Here is a 19,285-nt window from a genome sequence, read left to right as displayed (position 1 = left end):
CCGAATCGCAGAAGGTGCACAAAACAGGTCCAATGATCTGGCAGAATTGGTTGGTGCCTTCGGGCGCGGTCCGCTTTGGTGTAATGGCAGCACGGCAGCCTTTGGAGCTGTCCAGTCTAGGTTCGAATCCTAGAGGCGGAGCTTTTCTTTTACCTTCGGCCACTTCAGGCCCAGCGTTTTGAGTGCCAGTCATTCAGGGCACAATAGGTTCATGACCGAACACAAACTCGCCGTCATTGTTCTCGCCGCAGGCCAAGGCACCCGCATGAAATCTGCGAAACCCAAAGTGTTGCACCGCCTCGCCGGTCGCGAACTTATCGGGCACGTCGTGGCTGCGGCACGTGAGCTGAATCCCGACCACGTGATCGCGGTGGTGCGACACCAGCGCGACGAAGTTGTGGCGACCCTGTCAGAGCTCATGCCCGACATTCTCATCGTTGACCAGGATGACATTCCTGGCACCGGTCGTGCCGTCGAAGTAGCAGTCGATTCGCTGCCAGCCGACTTCGACGGGGATGTTGTGGTCGTCAGCGGTGACGTACCGCTTCTTGACTCCGCCACCCTGGCCTCGCTGCTCGCGCAACACCGCGCGCAGTCCGCCGCCGCCACCGTGCTCTCAGCAATTCTCGAAGACGCCACCGGCTACGGTCGCGTCGTGCGTGACGCCGATGGCGGCCTTGACCGCATCGTTGAGCAGAAGGACGCGACGGTCGACGAGATCGCGATCACCGAAATCAACTCTGGCACCTACGTCTTCCGTGTTGGGCCGCTGCGTGAACAACTGGTGCGCATCACCACCGACAACGCACAAGCAGAAAAGTACATCACCGATGTTGTTGGGCTCCTGCGGGGTGTTGGAGCCATCGTCTCCGCCATGCCCGTCAGCGTCGGCTGGATGGTCGCCGGAGTCAACGATCGCGTGCAACTGGCAGTAGCCGCACGCCGCATGAACGAACTCATTGTGCAAAAGTGGCAACGCGCAGGCGTCACCATCGAAGACCCCACAACAACCTGGATTGACGCAGACGTCACCCTCAACCCCGACGTCGAAATTCTTCCCGGCACCCAGCTCAAAGGCGCAACCCTCGTGCAGTCCGGCGCCATCATCGGGCCAGACACCACCCTCGTCGACTGTGAGGTTGGCGAGAATGCTGTCGTCAAACGCACCGACGCAACGCTCAGCGTGATCGGTGCCGGAGCATCCGTCGGGCCATTCGCCTACCTTCGCCCCAACACCAACCTGGGCGTTGGCGGCAAAATCGGTACCTTTGTCGAAACCAAAAACTCCACCATTGGTGAAGGAAGCAAGGTGCCACACCTCAGCTACATCGGTGACACCGAAGTGGGGGAGCAGTCCAACATTGGGGCCGGAACGATTACCGCAAATTACGACGGAGTGAACAAAAGCCGAACAGTAGTTGGCTCTCACGTGAGAAGTGGGTCGCACAACGTCTTCGTCGCTCCGGTTAGGATTGCTGACGGAGCGTACACCGGAGCCGGTTCGGTCATCCGAAAAGATGTCCCGGCAGGGTCATTAGGCATCACTGTCGCTCCACAGCGCAACATCAGTGGCTGGGTTGAAACCAATCGGGCGGGCACTGCAGCGGCAAAGGCAGCCGAAGCAGCAAACGACGATTCTGACGCCTAACCGACGAACGCCGTAACCGCGGCAGAGAGCGAGTCCCCGTGGCCAGCATCAAGATTTCCGGTCAGAAGCGACTCGTGATTGTCTCCGGGCGGGCACACCCGCAACTCGCGCTCGACATCGCCACCGAACTGGGGAGCGATCTTGTGCCCACCGACGCACGCACCTTCGCGAATGGTGAAATCTATGCCCGCTACGACGAGAGTGTTCGTGGATGCGATGCCTTCGTCATCCAGTCGCACACCGACCCCATCAATGAGTGGCTCATGGAGCAACTGATCATGGTGGATGCCCTCAAGCGGGCATCGGCCAAGCGCATCACCGTCGTCTCGCCCTTCTACCCCTACGCCCGTCAAGACAAAAAAGGCCGCGGCCGCGAGCCGATCAGCGCGCGCCTCATCGCCGACCTCTACAAAGCTGCCGGCGCCGACCGCATCATGAGTGTCGACCTGCACGCCGCCCAGATTCAAGGATTCTTCGACGGCCCGGTCGACCACCTTTTTGCGATGCCAGTGCTGCTCGAGCACTTCCGCAAACTACTCGACCCCGAAACCCTCACCGTTGTCAGCCCCGACATGGGTCGCGTGCGCGTTGCCGACATCTGGAGCGACAAGCTTGGTGCGCCGCTCGCGATCATCCATAAGCGTCGCGACCCGCTGGTTCCCAATAAGGTCACCGTTCACGACATCGTCGGCGAGGTCGATGGACGAGTGTGCCTCATCGTTGACGACATGATCGACACCGGCGGCACCATCGTGAAAGCAGCCGAGGCGCTCAAGCGCGCCGGTGCCCTCACGGTTGTGGTGGCCGCCACGCACGCGATCTTCTCCGACCCGGCACCCACGATTCTGCAGAGCGATTTCATCGACTCGGTGGTCGTCACCGACACACTGCCGATTCCGGAGCACAAGCGGTTTCCCACACTCACGATTCTGCCGATAGCACCAATGCTGGCCCGTGCCATCCACGAAGTCTTCGATGACGGCTCGGTCACCTCAATGTTCGACGGCGCAGCCTAACCGTCCACAGGGAAGCGGTGCGCTCTGGGTAATTGAGTGCGCCAGACCGACATAGAGTTGAGGGATGACTGTGTTGTCCGAACGCCCTTGGCTCGCGAATTACGCCGACGGTGTGCCCAACGAAATTCCACTACCCGACGGGTCCCTTTACGATCTCGTGGCAGCGTCTATCGCTGAGTACCCGCGCGGTGTCGCGCTGGAATTCTTTGGCAGAGAAACCACCTACGCCGAACTCGGTGCGCAGATCGATCGCGCGGCCGAGGGTCTTCGGCTGCTGGGAGTGCAGAAGGGTGACCGGGTAGCGCTCGTGCTGCCCAACTGCCCGCAGCACATTGTTGCTTTCTATGCGGTGCTACGCCTCGGTGCGGTCGTCGTCGAGCACAATCCGCTCTACACGCCTCGCGAGCTTCGGCATCAGTTTGAGGATCACGAAGCGAAGGTCGTGATTGCGTGGAACAAGGTGGTTGATACGCTTCAGGACTTTCCGACTGATGTTGCGGTCGAGAAGATCATCTCTGTCGATGTCACCCGCTCGATGCCATTTCTCACGCGGACGCTACTGCGCCTGCCGATTGCCAAGGCGCGCGAGTCCCGCACTGCGCTCACCACCTCCGTTCACGGCACAATCGTCTGGGAAGAACTGCTCAAGTCAGCCCCGATCGATGCCCACATCGTGAGGCCAGAGGCCGGAGACCTGGCGCTCATCCAGTACACGAGTGGCACCACCGGGTACCCCAAGGGTGCGATGCTTACCCACCTCAATCTTTTGACCAACGCCGCGCAGGCCCGCGCGTGGGTGCCAACAATTCCGCTCGGTACCGCCGTTGTTTACGCGGTGCTCCCCATGTTTCATGCCTACGGGCTCACGCTGTGCCTGACCTTCGCGATGAGTATGGGGGCACGGCTCGTACTGTTCCCCAAGTTTGACCCCGAGCTAGTGCTTGCCGTGATCAAGAAGCATCCCGCAACGTTTTTGCCAGCGGTGCCTCCAATTTACGAGCGACTCACTGCTGCAGCAGATGCGGCAGGCGTGTCACTGAAGGGCATCGAGATTGCGATCTCGGGAGCGATGCCGCTGGCTGCCGCCGTTGTGGAGCCGTGGGAAGAGCGCACGGGTGGCACTCTGGTTGAGGGCTACGGCCTGTCCGAGACGAGCCCGGTGCTCATAGCCAACCCCGTCGGCCCCACTCGTCGTGCGGGCACGGTCGGTCTGCCGCTGCCCAATACCGAAATCCGAATTGTTGATCCGGAGAACCCGACTGTCGATCGAGGCCCGGGGGAGGAGGGCGAACTCATTGTGCGCGGCCCGCAGGTGTTCTCGGGTTATTGGGGCAAGTCAGAAGAGACCACCGAAGTTTTTGTTCCCACCGAAGACGATGGCAAAGACTGGTTTCGCACGGGCGACATTGCCACAGTCGACGCTGACGGTTTCGTGAAAATCGTCGACCGCATCAAGGAGATCATCATCACCGGCGGTTTCAATGTTGCCCCGAGTGAGGTTGAAGAGGCTCTCCGCCAGCATGAATCCATCGCGGATGCCGCCGTAGTTGGGCTCCCAAGCGAACGCAACGGTGAGGATGTCGTTGCCGCGGTGGTGCTTGCCGAGGGTGCAACTCTTGATGAGAATGCGGTGCGCGACTTTGTGCGAACAAACCTCGCCGCGTACAAGGTGCCGATCCGTGTTGTTAGCGTTGAGGAGCTGCCCAAGTCGTTGATCGGCAAGGTGCTGCGCCGACAGGTTCGCGATCAGTTGGTTGATAAGCGTTAAGCTGTGCGGCAACTGCCAGGCAGCCCTAGGTGTTGTCCGCCGGCTGCGACGGAATGATCGCAGGCCCGGGGATGAGCCCCATCGAGCGCAGCAGAGTTTCGGTGCCGTTGAACGCGATCGCATAGCATTTCCAGCCCGGCTCACCCTGCCCCAACAGCTCAAAACGAATGTCGAAAGACACGGCCTGCGGTGCCAAGTAGTCTGTGTAGATGGCGCACGTGCGCGTTGCAGTGCTACTGGCTGTGCCAACAGCAGACACAATGCCGGGCACAACGAGCCCGATCAGCCCAAGCACAACGACGACACGAATCACCTGCATATAGGCGCGCGAACGCAGCGGACGATCCCCGTGCGGCACATAGCCTGACAGCTCTGGCTCGTCGTCGTATTCGCTCATCGTTCACCCATTCTGTCACCGCAGGCAGTGGGCCCGCCGCAACGACGGTTAGTGCGAGTCGGTCACTTCAATCTCGGTGCGGTCGCCCGACCACAGGGTGTGGAAGGTACCATCCATGTCGATGCGCTTGTAGGTGTGCGCACCAAAGAAGTCGCGCTGTCCCTGCACGAGTGCGGCAGGCAGGCGCGGGGCACGCAGGCTGTCGTAGTAGGCCAGCGATGACGAGATCGCTGGTGTCGGGATGCCGGCGGCAGCAGCACCCGCAACAACGCGTCGCCATGAATCTTGTGTGCCCGCCATTGCCTCAGTGAAGTACGGCGCAGTCACAAGAGCGACCAGTGCGGGGTTCTCGGCGTAAGCCTCAGTGATGCGGTTCAAGAAGCGTGCACGGATGATGCAGCCACCGCGCCAGATCTTGGCGATCTCGCCCTTCTTGATATCCCAGTTGTACTCTTCAGCCCCGGCAACGATGGCGTCGAAGCCTTGGCTGTAGGCGATGATCTTCGACGCGTAGAGGGCTTGGCGAACATCCTCGATGAATGCAGCCTTGTCGGCGATCGCCGGTACCGAGCTCGGTCCCGGGAGTGCACGGGATGCTTCACGTTGAGCAGGCCGCGAGGAGACGGCGCGCGCGAACACGGCTTCGGCAATTCCTGACACGGGAACGCCAAGATCGAGCGAGGTTTGCACGGTCCACACGCCGGTACCTTTGGATCCGGCCTGATCGAGGATGACATCCACGAGTGGCTTGTCGGTTGTGGCGTCAACCTGGCGCAGAACTTCGGCGGTGATCTCGATGAGGTAGCTTTCGAGCTCGCCCCTGTTCCACTCGGCGAAGATGTCGGCGATCTCGGCGGGGGTGACTCCGGTGGCTTGGCGGATGAGGTCGTAGGCTTCAGCGATGAGCTGCATGTCGACGTATTCGATGCCGTTGTGGATCATCTTCACGAAGTGGCCAGCACCGTCGGTGCCAACGTGGGTCACGCAGGGCTCGCCGTCGACGACTGCGGCGATCGACTTGAGGATCAGGCCCAGGGTCTCCCATGCTTCTGCAGAACCGCCGGGCATGATCGAGGGGCCGAGAAGCGCCCCCTCTTCGCCGCCCGAGATGCCGGCGCCAACAAAGTTGATGCCCGTCTCGCGCACCGCCTTTTCGCGACGGATGGTGTCAGTGAAGAGCGCGTTTCCGCCATCAACAATGATGTCGCCGGGCTCGAAAACTTTGGTGAGGGCGTCGATGACAGCGTCGGTTCCCTTACCCGCTTGCACCATGATGAGGGCGGTGCGGGGTGTCGACAGTGATGCGGCAAACTCTTCATAAGTGGATGCTGCAACGAAGTGTGCTTCGGGGTGCTCGGTGAGCAGCGTCTCGGTCTTCGAATAGGAGCGGTTGTAGATTGCAACAGTGTTGCCTTCGCGGCTTGCGAGGTTGCGGGCAAGGTTGGAGCCCATAACTGCAAGCCCTACTACGCCAATGTTTGCGGTTGCCTGCTCAGCAGCGTTCATGTGGTGCACTCCTTGACTCTGGGACACAGTGGTGGGTGGTAGCCCAATCATCAAGCCTAGGATACCGCGCGGGCACGGTTTGCGGCATCCGTTCAGGATGCGTGCGGAGCAGAGTTGGGGGGTGCACGTGCTCAGCGATCAGAGAGTAGCGTGAGGGTATGAGCAAGCCAGTGATCGTTACCGCCACATTCCACCTTCGGCTCGAGAGCCGCGAGATTGTGTTGGATGCGCTCCGCACTGCCATTGCCGCAGTGCATGAAGAATCAGGGTGCGAGCTTTACGCCATCCACGAAGCCGCTGATGGCTCACTCGTGATGATCGAGAAGTGGGAGTCGGCAGAGTTGTTGGATGCGCACGGTTCCAGCCCGGCGGTTGCGGCGCTCGGCGCCGCAATAGGGGAGCACCTCATAGCCCCGGTCGAGGTTGTTCGGATGACGGCGATCCCCATGGGAGCTCTGGTGCAGGGCGCACTCTGAGGCCCTCGGTCAGTACCGTTCGGGTTCAGTACCGTTCGGGTTCAGTACCGTTCGGGTTCAGTACCGTTCGGGTTCAGTACCGTTCGGGTTCAGTACCGTTCGGGTTCAGTACCGTTCGGGTTCAGTACCGTTCGGGTTCAGGCCCGAGCGTGAAGCGACGCCCGGAGACCTCGGTTGGAGTGATCTCAACCCACACGTATTTGAGGGTGGGGATGAGTGGGTGCAGCGGCAACTTGTCGGCCTCGTAGATCTCATCCTGAGACTCGATTGCGCGCGCCGTTCCTTTGACTACCACGCTCCAAGCCGTGTGCGCGCCCACTGAGTCTGTCTCCAGCGCGACCTTGTCGTTGATGGTGAGCTTCAGCAGTTTGGTACCCTGCGCTGTGCGCATCAGTAGCCGATTATCGAACGCGATGAAGTTGACCGGCGTGATTTCTGGCTCACCCCGAAAGCTGACAGCAATTCGGCCGAAGCTGGCAGTGCGCAGCAGCTCCCAGCAGGTCTCCAGTTCTAATTCTTCGACTGGATCATTCAGATCCTCGCTCATGGCATCATCCTTCCGTAACATTATTGTGCCATGGTGATCAGATTAATATCAGACTTAACGCGGCGTCGATTGTGAGGAAGACTGTGACTTCACAATTTCTGCCCCTCATCGTGATGGGTGTTTCAGGATCAGGTAGATCAACTGCTGGCGCTTCCCTCGCCCGCGAACGGGGCATGTAATTTATCGACGGTGACGACCTTCACCCCAGCGCCGACGAAAAGAAAATGGGTGCAGGCCACGCCCTCAACGATTACGACCGAACCCCCTGGCTAGAGATCATTGCCGAGCGCATCGGTGCAGAGATCGCCGCGGGCAATCCCACCATCGTTGCGTGCTCAGCTCGCAAGCACTCGTACCGCCAGCTCCTCACCGAGAAGTACCCGGTCTGAACAGCAACCGTGTATAGTCGAACGTTGAACTTCGGCGAGGGAACTTTCGGGTTCCGTTATCGACGCGGCGGGCAAGTCACAGGGCTTTTCCTCACGTGGCAGGCGATCAGCCTGCCGGCGTTCGAGTTGAACAACAGACATCATCTGGGCGCTGTGCCTATAACTACGGTGCCCACCACGGATCACGGTCCTTGAGGAGAAAACAATGGCTAAGCCAGGCGTCAACCACGTAATCACGGATACCCGTGATTCCTTCGGCAAGGGTGCTGCCCGCAAGCTCCGTGCTGCAGGCAAGATTCCCGCAGTGATCTACGGTCACGGCACCGACCCCATCCACGTTGCCCTCCCGGGTCACGAGATTGCGCTCATCCTGCGCAAATCGAACCAGATCTTGGACCTCGACATCAACGGCAAGAGCCAGCTCGCTCTCGTCAAGGATGTTCAGAAAGACCCAGTTCGTCAGATCATCGAACACATTGACCTTGTTGTTATCCGCAAGGGTGAGAAAGTCATCGTCGATGTGCCCATCCACGTTGTCGGAGAGACTGCGCCCGGCACCATCTACAACCTCGACGCACCGACCATCTCGGTCGAATCTGAGGCAACTCACATTCCCGAGTACTTCACCGTTGATATTGAGGGCCGTGAAGAGGGCGAGCACGTCTACGCCAAGGACGTCACCCTCATCGAGGGTTCGTCTCTTCTCTCCGATGATGACCTTCTGGTGATCCTCGTGAGCGTGCCGCGCGCATCTGTCGAAGCTGATGCCGCTGAAGAAGCCTCCGAAGCAACCGCTGCAGAAGGTGCTGCCGCTGCTGCTGCCGCTGAGGACTCCGAATAATCCGATTCTTTCGCAAGCGAGAAATCGTGGATGACCAATGGTTGGTAGTCGGGCTCGGTAACCCCGGGCCCGGCTACGCCGGTAATCGCCACAATGTGGGCCACATGGTGTTGGCCCACTTGGCAGACGAGCTCTCTGCCAGCTTCAAGAATCACAAAGCCAATGCTGCTGTTGCTGAAGGCCGCAGCTTTGGTGACGCCCCCAAGCTCATTCTGGCCAAACCTAATTCGTTCATGAATCTTTCTGGTGGCCCCGTGGCGGCACTGATGCGCTTCTACAAGATTCCTGTAGAGCGACTCATCGTCGTGCACGATGAGCTCGACATTGATTTTGACTCGCTGAAGCTCAAAGGCGGTGGCGGTCATGGTGGCCACAATGGCATCCGCGATATCGCTGCGGCTGTCGGATCGCCAGACTTCACCCGTGTTCGGGTCGGCATCGGGCGGCCCCCCGGTCGCCAACCAGCGGCGGACTTCGTCTTGCGCGACTTCTCGGGCGACGAACGCAGTGTGTTGCCCAACCTTCTTAGCGACGCGGCGGATGCCGTTGCCCTGGTGGCGAGCGACGGCCTCGAAGCTGCCCAACAGCGCTTTCACAGCCCGCGCTAGCGTGCTGCATCGCTTTCGTACCGCCGTACCGCCGTACCGCCATGCTGCCGCACCGCGGCGCGCTGCTGCATGCCGCTGCGCTGTGGGTGAACTCGCATCGTGCTGTCGGTAGCCCCGAGTAGAATTCTCCGGTGACTCTCGACGGACTTATCTCAGCGCTTTCGCGCGCCCATACTGTGGAGAACGCACTGCGATTCTTCGATCAGAGCGCAGATTTCTCGCTCGTTGAGGGCCTTCGCGCACCGCTACTGGGGGGTCTGCTCACGAAGAGCGATGCGCCACGTTCGCTGCTCGCCATTACGGCGACCGGCCGGGAATCAGAATCACTCCGCCGCTCGCTGACGAGCTACCTTCCCGATGCGCAGATCGTGGAATTTCCGGCCTGGGAGACGCTCCCGCACGAACGCTTGAGCCCGAGTGCAGAAACCGTGGGAAAGCGGATGCAGGCGCTACGCGATCTGGCGCGGTGGCAAGAAAATCCGGTAGGCCAGTTTGTTGTGGTGGCATCGGTTCGCGCGGCCCTTCAGCCAATCGCCGACAACCTCACCGCTATCGAGCCCATTGCGTTGACGGCGGGGGGCAGAAACTACGATCTCTCGGCGCTGGCCGAGCGCTTGGTTGCCCTGGCATATTCCCGTGTCGACATGGTGACTCGTCGGGGTGAGTTTGCGGTGCGCGGCGGAATCCTCGACGTGTTTGCCCCCAACCACGAGCATCCGCTTCGCCTCGAATTTTTTGGCGACGAGTTGGAACAGTTGCGCGAGTTCTCCGTCGCCGACCAGCGTTCGATCGACGGCGACATTGTCTTTGCAGAGTTGGTGCCCAGCCGCGAAGTGCTGCTGAGCGACTCGGTGCGTCAGCGTGCGCGCGAAATGCAGCACGAGTTTCCGAGCCTCTCGACAATGCTCGCGAAGATCGCTGAGGGTATCCCCGTCGACGGCATGGAGTCGCTGGCACCCGCCCTGGTAGACCGACTTGTTCCGCTCACCCACTACCTCCCGGCTGATGCCGCCATCGCCGTGCTGTCGCCAGAGAAGGTGTCATCTCGAGCGGTGAACCTCGCCGAAACGAACCGCGAATTCTTGAGCGCCGCGTGGAACGCAGCAACCGCCGGAGCCGAAGAACCCATCGACTTGGATGCCGGAGACTTCGTCACCCTCAACTCACTTCGAGCCTCGGCCGGCTCACGCCCCTGGTGGACCTTCAGCAGCTTCGATTCAGGGGAGGCGGATGCCGACAGCCTGCTCGATGCTGCAGAAGAAGCCTCCGAATATGTGCGCATCGATGCCGCGGCGATGCCCTCATTCGCGGGAACCATTGATGGCGCGCTCGATCACGTCGGCCGGTTACTTGCTGATGGTTGGACGGTGGGGATCATCGCTGAGGGCAGTGGACTCGTGGAGCGCACGGCCGATCTGCTGGCCGAGCGTGAGCTGTCGGGGCGTGCCGTTGAGTCGTTCCCCGCGGTGACTGAGCCAGGGGTTGCGTATCTGCTGCGGGCATCCGTCGACCATGGTTTTGCCATTGAGTCGATCAAGCTTGCCGTGCTCAGCGAGGGCGAGTTCTTTGGTCGTTCTGTCGGTTACGCCTCGCGCCCGACGCGCAAATTGGCGACGCGACGCAAGAACGTTGTCGACCCGCTGCAGTTGAAGACGGGTGACTTGGTTGTGCATCACACTCACGGCATTGGCAAATTTCTTGAGCTGGTGACCCGCCAGGTGAGTACCGGTGGTCGTAACGCGGTGAAGACTCAACGCGAGTTCTTGCTGCTGGAATATGCGCCCAATAAACGTGGATACCCCGGCGATAAGCTCTATGTGCCCACTGATCAGCTTGACCTGCTGTCACGCTATGTCGGCGGCGAAGCCCCCACGCTCAACAAGATGGGCGGCAGCGACTGGTCGGCGGCCAAAACCAAGGCCCGCCGTGCTGTACGCGACATCGCCGTCGAACTGGTGAAGCTTTACAGCGCACGCATGGCCAGCAGGGGCTACGCCTTCTCGGCCGACACTCCCTGGCAGCGCGAGCTCGAAGAAGCTTTCGCTTTCGCCGAAACCCCCGACCAGCTGACCACTATCGATGAGGTCAAGGCTGACATGCAGAGCCCGATTCCGATGGATCGTTTACTGAGCGGTGATGTCGGGTACGGCAAGACCGAGGTTGCTGTGCGGGCGGCGTTCAAAGCGGTTCAGGATGGCAAGCAGGTTGCGATGATTGTGCCCACTACGCTGCTGGTGCGTCAGCACATCGAAACCTTCGCCGACCGGTTTGCCGGGTTCCCGGTGCACTTGCGGGCCCTCAGTCGGTTCCAAACCGACAAAGAGGCGCGGGAAACCCTCGCTGGCCTCACCGACGGAACCGTCGATGTCGTCATCGGAACCCACCGCCTGCTGTCAAAAAATGTTGCCTTCAAAGATCTTGGGCTCGTCATCATCGACGAAGAGCAACGCTTCGGTGTTGAGCACAAAGACGCTCTCAAGAAGCTCAAAACCAATGTCGACATTTTGGCTATGACCGCAACCCCGATTCCTCGAACCCTCGAGATGGCGGTGACGGGCATCCGCGAAATGTCGACGCTCGCGACACCACCAGAAGACCGCCACCCCATCCTGAGCTTTGTGGGGCCGTATTCCGAACGCCAGGTTTCGGCGGCGATTCGTCGCGAACTGCTGCGCGAAGGTCAAGTTTTTTATGTGCACAACCGGGTCAGTTCCATCAACCGGGCAGCAGCCAAACTTGCCGAGTTGGTACCGGATGCCCGCATCGCGGTAGCCCACGGGCAACTGCCGGAATCGGTGCTCGAACAGGTGATGGTCGACTTCTGGGAGCGCAAATTTGATGTGCTCGTCTCGACGACCATCATCGAAACCGGGCTAGACATTGCCAATGCCAACACCCTCATCATTGACCGTGCCGACAAGTACGGCCTCAGCCAACTGCACCAGCTGCGTGGCCGAGTCGGTCGCGGCCGCGAACGTGCCTACGCCTACTTCCTCTACGACGAAGAAAAACCCCTCAGCGAAACTGCCCACGATCGCCTCGACACCATCGCAGCCAACAACGAATTGGGTGCCGGAATGCAGATCGCGCTCAAAGACCTCGAAATCCGCGGTGCCGGAAACCTGCTCGGTGGCGAACAATCCGGTCACATCGCCGGGGTCGGCTTCGACCTCTACTTGCGGATGATCGGCGAAGCCGTCTCGACCTTCCGCGGCGACGTTGCCGAAGGTCAAACCGAGCTGCGCCTCGAATTGCCGGTAAACGCCAACATTCCCGAAGACTATGTGGAAAGCGAGCGACTGCGCCTCGAGGCCTATCAGAAGCTTTCGACGGCCAGCGCCCCGGCGGCATCCGCAGACAGCATCGATCGGGTGTCGGAAGAACTGACCGACCGCTATGGTGAGCCACCAGAACAAGTTCAGCACCTGATTGCGGTGTCTCGACTGCGCCGAATGGCTCAAAAAGCGAACCTCAGCGAGGTCGTGGTGATGGGGGACAAACTTCGGGTTGCGCCCGCCAACCTTCTCGACTCGATTCAGGTTCGTCTGCAGCGCATGTATCCGGCATCGAAATATCACTCGGCAGCATCGACAGCGATTATCCCGCTGCCGACGGGGGCAAGCGACGGTCAACTCATCGAGTGGACCAAAGACTTGCTCATGTCGATCTTCGGTGCGCGCGATACCGTCGCCGAGCTTGCTGAAGTTGCGGCAGCCGAAAAGGCGGCTGCCACCGAAGCCGCCACCGTCACAACAAAGCCGGATGCTGCCAAGGCGTAGCTGAGCGAGCTTGCGGCGTCGGTTCCCGAGTGTTAGCGCTGCGGCGCTAGACCCCAGCCGTCAGTTTTCAGGCGTCTGCGGCAGCGCTGCGGTCGGAGCAGGTTTCGCCGCGAATGCACGCGGGGTGGTGCGCCCGTCAATGCGGTGCACGCCGCCAATCGCCATCGGGATAACCACGAGCGATCTCAGATCGAGCACGGCGTGCGCAATGATCGCAATGAGGATGCTGCCGGTCAACACATAGATCGCCATGAAGATAGCCCCGATGACGGCTGTGCCCACGATCCCAGCGACCCCCTGATACGAATGCATGAGCCCAAACAGCACCAAGCTTCCGACGATCGCGACAATCGCATTGCCGGTGGTCGCGAACAGCAGTGCGGGCAGCGCGAGTCTGAAAAGCAATTCTTCGACAACACCGGCATTGATGGAGAGCAGCCCCCCGAGCACAAGCTCTTGGCGGTTGCGCGGCAAGATCGCTTGAATATCACCAACACTCATGATTTCATCGCCCTCTTTGCGCACCGCGACTACCCCGACGATTGTCAGCGCGACAACACCAATGATCAGGCCGATGATCACACCGCCGGTGACAGATGGTCGCGCCTCGAGAATCGACAGGAGAGCCGACACCCACGGCCATGCCTGCACCTCGGCGAGCAGGGGAGCGGCAAAGCGCCCGCTCGCCAGCAACGCAATAGCCGTCATGCCGCCAAACAGTGTGAAGGAGATGAGCAACCACCGGCGCAGCATGAGCTGGCGACGCTTTGTGGTGCGAAACTTCTTAAAGCGGCGGTATTCGCGCTGGTCCCGACGGATCGTCCGCAGCGTGAGTGTGGCGAGTACCCCAACGAGGGTGAGCCACAAGAGCACGAGCATGACGGGATTGGCGGGGTCGAGCATCCACCAATCGTGTCATGTGCTTGCTGGGATACTGGCTAGCACTGACCCCACCTGCCGAGCTGCGCCGCGAAAGCCTCGTCTTCGGCACTCTGTAGTGCGGGCCAGAAGCGATCGTTTAGTCCCACCTTGAGCGCTTCGGCGGCACCGAGTTCGATCATCGCGAGATTGACGAAGGTTCCATCGCCGAGATAGACGTAGAGCAGCGAGCGCTCGTAGCGATCCTCGGGTTCGCGATCTTCGACAGCCCATACCGCCGTACCCTCCGGGAGAAAATCTCTCAGCAGATCGCGGGCCTCCTCGCCGTAGCATTCGCCGGCATCAGGCTGTTGCGCGCTGTCGAGTTCGGGGGTGTCAATTCCGATCAGGCGCACCGTGAGCTCGGTGCTTCCGTTGTCGAGGTAGAGGGTGTCGCCATCGTGCACGTAGGTCACGGTTGCCGGGAATGCATCATCCGGGATGTCCGGGGCAGCTTCACGGGTTGCTGCCGCTCGCGAGCATCCGGCCAGCGCTACGGCTGCGATAAGTGCAACAACAATAGCGGTACCGGCACTGAGGATGCGAGGGCGTTGTCGGGGGGAGGGCACGGAAAGAGTCTTTCACGCAGACCCGCGGTTATTGAGTTCCCGAGAGGTTTAGAGCGCCGCCGCGGTCGCCGCGCCGAGTTGTTGTCCCCACAGCGCATGGACTGTTCGCCAATTGAGGTTGTCGTGAACAAATTTGGTGCAGGTGTCGAGGCTGGGGAAGGGGGAGTAACTGACGCCGGGGAGCGAATCCACCACCTGAAGCGAGCTTCGATTGAGGCGATGAATCTGCAGGGCAAGAATGCGCTGCACGAATCGTGGCATCGCGCGAAAGCGATACATCGGCGGAATCGCTGAGACAACCACCGCGCACTCGGGGTTGGGCCCCTGCCGCACAGTGCCGATCAGTTGGCGGAGTTTCGTTGACCATTCTGTCGCGGTTGTGCCAAGCAATACGTCTGGCGGCCCCAGGATGATGACAACAACATCCGCGTCGGTTTCGGCGGTCGCGAGGTGAGCTGCCGCGCGCGACATGGTGAGCTCTGCGTCGGTGATGGTGCTCCACGAGCATCCACTGTTCCGCTCTCGTGCCACCGAGCGTGCAGTTTGAGATACAACGGCAAGCCCGTGATTGAGTACCCCATAGCCGGATGCGGCAATGTCACCAACGAATAGCATGCGGCGGGAGTCTGGAGCAACAACTTCGCCCTCGGGGGTGCCCGCGGGGAAGAGAGAATCAGCGACCTCTGCCCGATAAGCCACCATGTTCATTTTAAGAAACGGTCGGAACAGTCGAAGCGCTGCTCCGGTGATTCCGCGGTGAAGGGCACCGCGCGGAACGACGCCGGTGGCGTCAACTGAGCGAGAGCTGTTCCGGACCATAAGTGTCAGTCTGGTGGAGGCTGCGCCCGGCGAAGGTCAAGACATGCCCAAAGGTGGATTATGACCTTCACTTACTTTATTGAGGTGGGAGGATGGTGCCATGACCGAGCCCGCAGCATCCCACCCCGAACTCAAGAAACTCATTGGCACTCTAGAGCGACTGCGCGCCCCCGGGGGTTGTGCGTGGGATCGTGATCAGACGCACGAGTCGCTTGTGCAGTACCTCGTTGAAGAGACGTACGAACTGGTCGAAGCGATTGAGGCTGGCGAGCAGGCAGACTTGGTCGAAGAGCTGGGGGATGTGCTCTATCAGGTGCTGTTCCACTCCGATATTGCTGCCGAAGCGGGGCGGTTCACTCTCGAAGATGTTGCTGCGAACATGACCGCCAAGATGATCGGCCGCCACCCGCACGTGTTTGGTGACGCCACCGCAGAAACCGCCGACGATGTTATCGCGGTCTGGGATGACCTCAAAAAAACGGAGAAACCGAACCGCACGAGTGTCGTGGATGGCATACCGCAGGGGATGCCGGCGCTCGCGCTCGCTGACAAGCTGCTGGGTCGTGCCCACAAGGTTGGACTTCTGAATGCCACGGTGCCGAGTGCAATCAATGTCACGGAAGAAGACGAACTCGGCCCGCTATTGCTCGCGATTGTGGCCTCCGCGAAAGCCAACGGTCTCGATTCGGAGCGGGCGTTGCGCACGGCCCTACGAGGCTTGAGCGCTGAGATTCAGGCTCACGAAACCGAGGGTTCCGAAAGCAGTAACGCTCCACAGGAGTGAGTGTGTGGTGCCCTCCCTAACCCGAATAGAGAGGGCACCGGCGCGACACCACTAGATGAGACATGTGATCGCACGTCGATCATCTAGTTGTTGGCATCGCGCATCGAAGGATCGGTAGGACTATCCGGCCGACCGATCCAGCGTGGGAGAAGCCCTTGGTGAGGAGGGCTTCACGTGTGTCGTGCGCGCACAACTATGTTTGAGCACGAAAGAAAATCGTAACCGTTGCTGACACCATTAGCAAACACCCGTTATGTTAATTATTATGGCACGCAAACCCGACCCCACGCGCAAGCCAGTGCTGATCCAGCAATCCCTCGAGTTTCTGGTGGATAAGCCGCTGTCTAGCCTCACTTTTCGTTCTCTGGCGAGAGCCCTCGACGTCAGTACCTTTACTCTTGTGTACCATTTTGGGTCGCGGGCGGAGCTGGTACGGGAGCTCATTCGCGCCAACGCGCGCGGGTCGAGCCCGGAGCAGGCCCGACTGTTGCCCGCCGACACTCTCGATGCGTACATAGCGAGCATCTCGCTGTCGTGGCAGTGGACTCAGCTTCCGGAGAATCTGTATCGTCAGCGCCTCGAACTAGAAGCGACGCTTCTCGATGCGGTTGAGCACGACGAAGGAGGGATCACCCGCATCTACTTTGAACAGTGGGTGTCGCTCGGAACCGAAGCGCTCGTGGCGTTGGGTGTTGACCGCCACCACGCCGAAGTCGAGTCGCGCCTGCTCATGAACATGTTTCAAGGAATTCAGCTCGACCTAGTGCTCAACGAGAATGTTGCGGCATCCACTGCCGTCTTCGATGCCGCAGTGAGGCAGCATCGCCAACGCATTGACGCACTCATCGGCGAAGTTGCGCGCTAACCGCACAATCGTGGTGTGTGCGAGAGAATGGAGATCATGGCGTCAACTGTTAACCCTCCTCGCGGTATGCGTGACTTTCTTCCAGCAGAAAAGGCCCGCCGTGAGCGGGTGCTCGGCGTGATCCGGGGCAGCTATCGTGCTCACGGTTTCGATGAGATCGAGACACCGGTGATGGAAGACAGTTCACGGCTTCATGCCGGGTTGGGCGGCGATAACGAGAAACTCGCGTTCGCTGTCATGAAACGGGGGCTGACCGCAGAGAAGCTGCAGGCCGCATCCGAGGCTCTCGATCTTGCCGACCTGGGATTGCGTTTTGATCTCACGGTGCCACTCGCGCGCTTCTACGCCACCCACCGAGCCGAGTTGCCCAAAGTGTTTCGGGCGATTCAGATTGCGCCGGTTTGGCGAGCGGAGCGCCCGCAGAAGGGTCGCTTTCGGCAGTTCATGCAGTGCGACATTGACATCATGGGCGAGCCAGGGGTCAGCGCCGAGATCGAGTTGATTGCGGCAACGGCGGCAACGCTCGACGCGCTCGGCATTGCGGGCTGCACCATTCGGGTCAACGATCGTCGCCTGCTCGCAAGTGCGCTCAGTGCTCTCGGTTTTCCGGCGAAAGAGCACGACGCGGTGCTGATCACTGTCGACAAACTCGACAAGCTTGGTGCTGACGGGGTTATCGCAGAGCTGCGCGAGCGCGCGTTCCCCGACGAGCCGGTCGCGGCCCTCGCCGAATTTCTTAGGCGCCCTGCACCGCAAACTAAGCCCGAGTTCACGGCGGAGGCAATGCGCGCCGCCCTGCCGGACGGCGTGAACGAGGCAGTAGTTCTTGAGCTTGCAGCGATCGGTCATGCCGTCGAAGCGAGCCGTGGCACCCCCGGTGCGCTCATCGAGTTTGATCCGTGGCTGGTTCGCGGCATGGGGTACTACACGGGGGCGATCTTCGAAGTCGCTCACCCGTCGCTCGGCTATTCCTTGGGTGGCGGCGGCCGCTATGACGGAATGATCGGTCGATTCTTGGGCAGCGATGTTCCCGCCGTGGGGTTCTCGCTCGGATTCGAGCGCCTCGTCGACCTTGTCGAGTTGGATGACGCTGCCAGCGACGATCAGGTTGCCCTCGTCTATGACGCCGACGTTGACCCCGCAGCGCTGATCCGGCTGCAGGCTGAGCTCATTCACGCCGGCAAGCGGGTGCGTCTTGAGGCCCGGCCACGCAAGTTGCCACAGCTGCTCGAACAGCTCCGCGACAGCGGATTCCACAGTTTTGCGACAGTGCGTACAGATTCTCTCAGCATTGCTAGCCTTGAATTCAAGCCGCTCAATGGGCAGTAGTTTCGTCGAACAGTGCCACGTCCAGGGGGATTCTGTAATGCGTAAGACCGTTCCGATTACCATATTTGTGTTGCTCAGTTTTGGGCTCTCGTGGCTCATCGCGCTGCCGTTATGGCTGGGCGGTGGTCTCGCCAATCCGTTCTTTACGCTTGTTGCGCTCGCGATAATGTTCACCCCGGCAATCGCCGCCCTCGTGGTGGTGTTCTTTGTTGAGAAGCACCCCGATGGGCGTTCGCGTTGGCGCGCTCTCGGTTTAGGCTCTGTGCGGCCAGTTGGTCGATTCTTGCGGTATCTCGCGCTCGCATTGGTCGTGCCGCCGGCACTCATCCTCGCAGCGCTTCTGGTCGGGGCGGTCACCGGGGTCTATCCGGCAGACTTCGTCAACTTCTCTGGCTTTCAGGAGACCGTGGATGCTCAGCTTGAGGCGCTCGGGCAGGCTTCGGTCGCGGTCCCCATCGGTATTCTTGTCGCCGCGCAGTTCATCAACGTAGCGATTGGGGCGGTCATCAACACGATTCCCGCGTTCGGAGAAGAGCTCGGATGGCGCGGGTGGCTTCTGCCCAAACTTTTGCCGTTGGGCGTCGTGCCTGCAATTTTGATCTCGGGCGTTATCTGGGGGCTCTGGCACGCACCCCTCATCCTGCTCGGCTACAACTACGGCGCTGTGCCTGGTGGGCTCGCGCTCGCGGCAATGGTGGGCATGACAATCGTGATCGGTGCGGTGTTCTCGTGGCTGCGCATCCGCTCGGAGTCTGTGTGGCCGGCTGCTCTCGCACACGGTGCGTTCAACGCTGCAGTCGGCTTTTCGCTCGTTTTTGTTATGGCTGGCGAAACCTTTAGTCCACTCAATGCAACCATTCTTGGGTGGACCGGATGGCTGGTGCCTCTGGTACTTGTCATCGTTTTGTTGGCAACCGGGCAGTTCCGTGCCCCAGCGACGCGCCAGTCTGTGGCACCTGTCGAGTCGGTACCGGTTGCTGGCTCGGAGTAGGCTTTCATCCGGACATCCACCACTAATAGTCCAAA

General features: G+C 60.5%; 18 protein-coding genes and 1 tRNA gene. 13 read left to right on the top strand and 6 right to left on the bottom strand.

Annotated features, from left to right (window positions below):
* Nucleotides 1-69: 69 nt before the first annotated feature.
* From FB472_RS04120 to FB472_RS04105, 4 genes are all read left to right on the top strand, one after another.
* Nucleotides 70-141 (top strand) — tRNA-Gln (locus FB472_RS04120).
* A 70-nt stretch (nt 142-211) separates the two neighbouring features.
* Nucleotides 212-1,648: a bifunctional UDP-N-acetylglucosamine diphosphorylase/glucosamine-1-phosphate N-acetyltransferase GlmU gene (glmU, locus tag FB472_RS04115; RefSeq protein WP_141989767.1), complete on the top strand. Its 1,437-nt coding sequence runs from the start codon at nt 212-214 to the stop codon at nt 1,646-1,648.
* A 38-nt stretch (nt 1,649-1,686) separates the two neighbouring features.
* Nucleotides 1,687-2,664, top strand: a complete 978-nt coding sequence (locus FB472_RS04110; RefSeq protein WP_141989766.1) for a ribose-phosphate diphosphokinase — start codon at nt 1,687-1,689, stop codon at nt 2,662-2,664.
* 64 nt (nt 2,665-2,728) lie between these two features.
* On the top strand, nt 2,729-4,432 hold the full coding sequence (locus tag FB472_RS04105; RefSeq protein WP_141989765.1) for a long-chain-fatty-acid--CoA ligase: 1,704 nt from the start codon (nt 2,729-2,731) through the stop codon (nt 4,430-4,432).
* A 25-nt stretch (nt 4,433-4,457) separates the two neighbouring features.
* Here the strand turns inward: FB472_RS04105 and FB472_RS04100 are convergent, their stop codons facing one another.
* Both FB472_RS04100 and gndA read right to left on the bottom strand, forming a co-directional pair.
* Nucleotides 4,458-4,829: a hypothetical protein gene (locus tag FB472_RS04100; protein WP_141989764.1), complete on the bottom strand. Its 372-nt coding sequence runs from the start codon at nt 4,827-4,829 to the stop codon at nt 4,458-4,460.
* Nucleotides 4,830-4,877: 48 nt separating this feature from the next.
* Complete coding sequence (gene gndA / locus FB472_RS04095; RefSeq protein ID WP_141989763.1) at nt 4,878-6,335, bottom strand: NADP-dependent phosphogluconate dehydrogenase; 1,458 nt, start codon at nt 6,333-6,335, stop codon at nt 4,878-4,880.
* 158 nt (nt 6,336-6,493) lie between these two features.
* Here gndA and FB472_RS04090 point away from each other — a divergent pair, with 158 nt between their 5' ends.
* Entirely contained in the window at nt 6,494-6,811 is a 318-nt protein-coding gene (locus tag FB472_RS04090; RefSeq protein ID WP_141989762.1) for a putative quinol monooxygenase, read from the top strand.
* Between the two features lie 121 nt (nt 6,812-6,932).
* Here FB472_RS04090 and FB472_RS04085 read toward each other — a convergent pair whose 3' ends face one another.
* Nucleotides 6,933-7,358: a pyridoxamine 5'-phosphate oxidase family protein gene (locus tag FB472_RS04085; protein ID WP_141989761.1), complete on the bottom strand. Its 426-nt coding sequence runs from the start codon at nt 7,356-7,358 to the stop codon at nt 6,933-6,935.
* Between the two features lie 224 nt (nt 7,359-7,582).
* On the opposite strand from FB472_RS04085, the gene FB472_RS14130 reads away from it, so the two are divergent.
* The 4 genes from FB472_RS14130 (at nt 7,583) to mfd (ending at nt 12,975) form a co-directional block, all read left to right on the top strand.
* The gene (locus FB472_RS14130) at nt 7,583-7,747 is read left to right on the top strand and encodes a hypothetical protein (RefSeq protein WP_215730378.1); all 165 of its coding nucleotides are present in this window, start codon (nt 7,583-7,585) and stop codon (nt 7,745-7,747) included.
* A gap of 205 nt (nt 7,748-7,952) precedes the next feature.
* A complete protein-coding gene (locus tag FB472_RS04075; RefSeq protein ID WP_141989760.1) occupies nt 7,953-8,588 on the top strand; it encodes a 50S ribosomal protein L25/general stress protein Ctc in 636 nt (211 codons plus the stop codon).
* Nucleotides 8,589-8,614: 26 nt separating this feature from the next.
* Nucleotides 8,615-9,196 (top strand): aminoacyl-tRNA hydrolase, encoded by a 582-nt coding sequence (gene pth / locus FB472_RS04070; protein ID WP_141989759.1) that lies wholly within the window; start codon nt 8,615-8,617, stop codon nt 9,194-9,196.
* 131 nt (nt 9,197-9,327) lie between these two features.
* Nucleotides 9,328-12,975 carry a transcription-repair coupling factor gene (gene mfd, locus FB472_RS04065; protein WP_141989758.1) on the top strand — a complete coding sequence of 1,216 codons (3,648 nt, stop codon included), beginning with the start codon at nt 9,328-9,330 and terminating at the stop codon, nt 12,973-12,975.
* A gap of 60 nt (nt 12,976-13,035) precedes the next feature.
* Here mfd and FB472_RS04060 read toward each other — a convergent pair whose 3' ends face one another.
* The 3 genes from FB472_RS04060 to FB472_RS04050 are packed head-to-tail and all read right to left on the bottom strand — an operon-like array spanning nt 13,036 to nt 15,281.
* Nucleotides 13,036-13,878 (bottom strand): CPBP family intramembrane glutamic endopeptidase, encoded by an 843-nt coding sequence (locus tag FB472_RS04060; protein WP_141989757.1) that lies wholly within the window; start codon nt 13,876-13,878, stop codon nt 13,036-13,038.
* A 35-nt stretch (nt 13,879-13,913) separates the two neighbouring features.
* Nucleotides 13,914-14,462 carry a thermonuclease family protein gene (locus FB472_RS04055; protein WP_141989756.1) on the bottom strand — a complete coding sequence of 183 codons (549 nt, stop codon included), beginning with the start codon at nt 14,460-14,462 and terminating at the stop codon, nt 13,914-13,916.
* Between the two features lie 48 nt (nt 14,463-14,510).
* On the bottom strand, nt 14,511-15,281 hold the full coding sequence (locus FB472_RS04050) for an SGNH/GDSL hydrolase family protein (RefSeq protein WP_246078070.1): 771 nt from the start codon (nt 15,279-15,281) through the stop codon (nt 14,511-14,513).
* A gap of 100 nt (nt 15,282-15,381) precedes the next feature.
* Here FB472_RS04050 and FB472_RS04045 point away from each other — a divergent pair, with 100 nt between their 5' ends.
* The 4 genes from FB472_RS04045 (at nt 15,382) to FB472_RS04030 (ending at nt 19,250) form a co-directional block, all read left to right on the top strand.
* Entirely contained in the window at nt 15,382-16,065 is a 684-nt protein-coding gene (locus tag FB472_RS04045) for a nucleoside triphosphate pyrophosphohydrolase (RefSeq protein ID WP_141989755.1), read from the top strand.
* Between the two features lie 265 nt (nt 16,066-16,330).
* Entirely contained in the window at nt 16,331-16,930 is a 600-nt protein-coding gene (locus FB472_RS04040; RefSeq protein WP_246078069.1) for a TetR/AcrR family transcriptional regulator, read from the top strand.
* A gap of 36 nt (nt 16,931-16,966) precedes the next feature.
* A complete protein-coding gene (gene hisS, locus FB472_RS04035; protein WP_141989753.1) occupies nt 16,967-18,259 on the top strand; it encodes a histidine--tRNA ligase in 1,293 nt (430 codons plus the stop codon).
* A 37-nt stretch (nt 18,260-18,296) separates the two neighbouring features.
* Entirely contained in the window at nt 18,297-19,250 is a 954-nt protein-coding gene (locus FB472_RS04030) for a CPBP family intramembrane glutamic endopeptidase (RefSeq protein ID WP_141989752.1), read from the top strand.
* Nucleotides 19,251-19,285: the final 35 nt, after the last annotated feature.

This window comes from Rhodoglobus vestalii (assembly GCF_006788895.1).
Lineage (GTDB): Bacteria > Actinomycetota > Actinomycetes > Actinomycetales > Microbacteriaceae > Rhodoglobus > Rhodoglobus vestalii.
The sequence above is the reverse complement of the archived record's forward strand: the minus strand, read 5'-3'. Positions and strand labels throughout refer to the sequence as shown.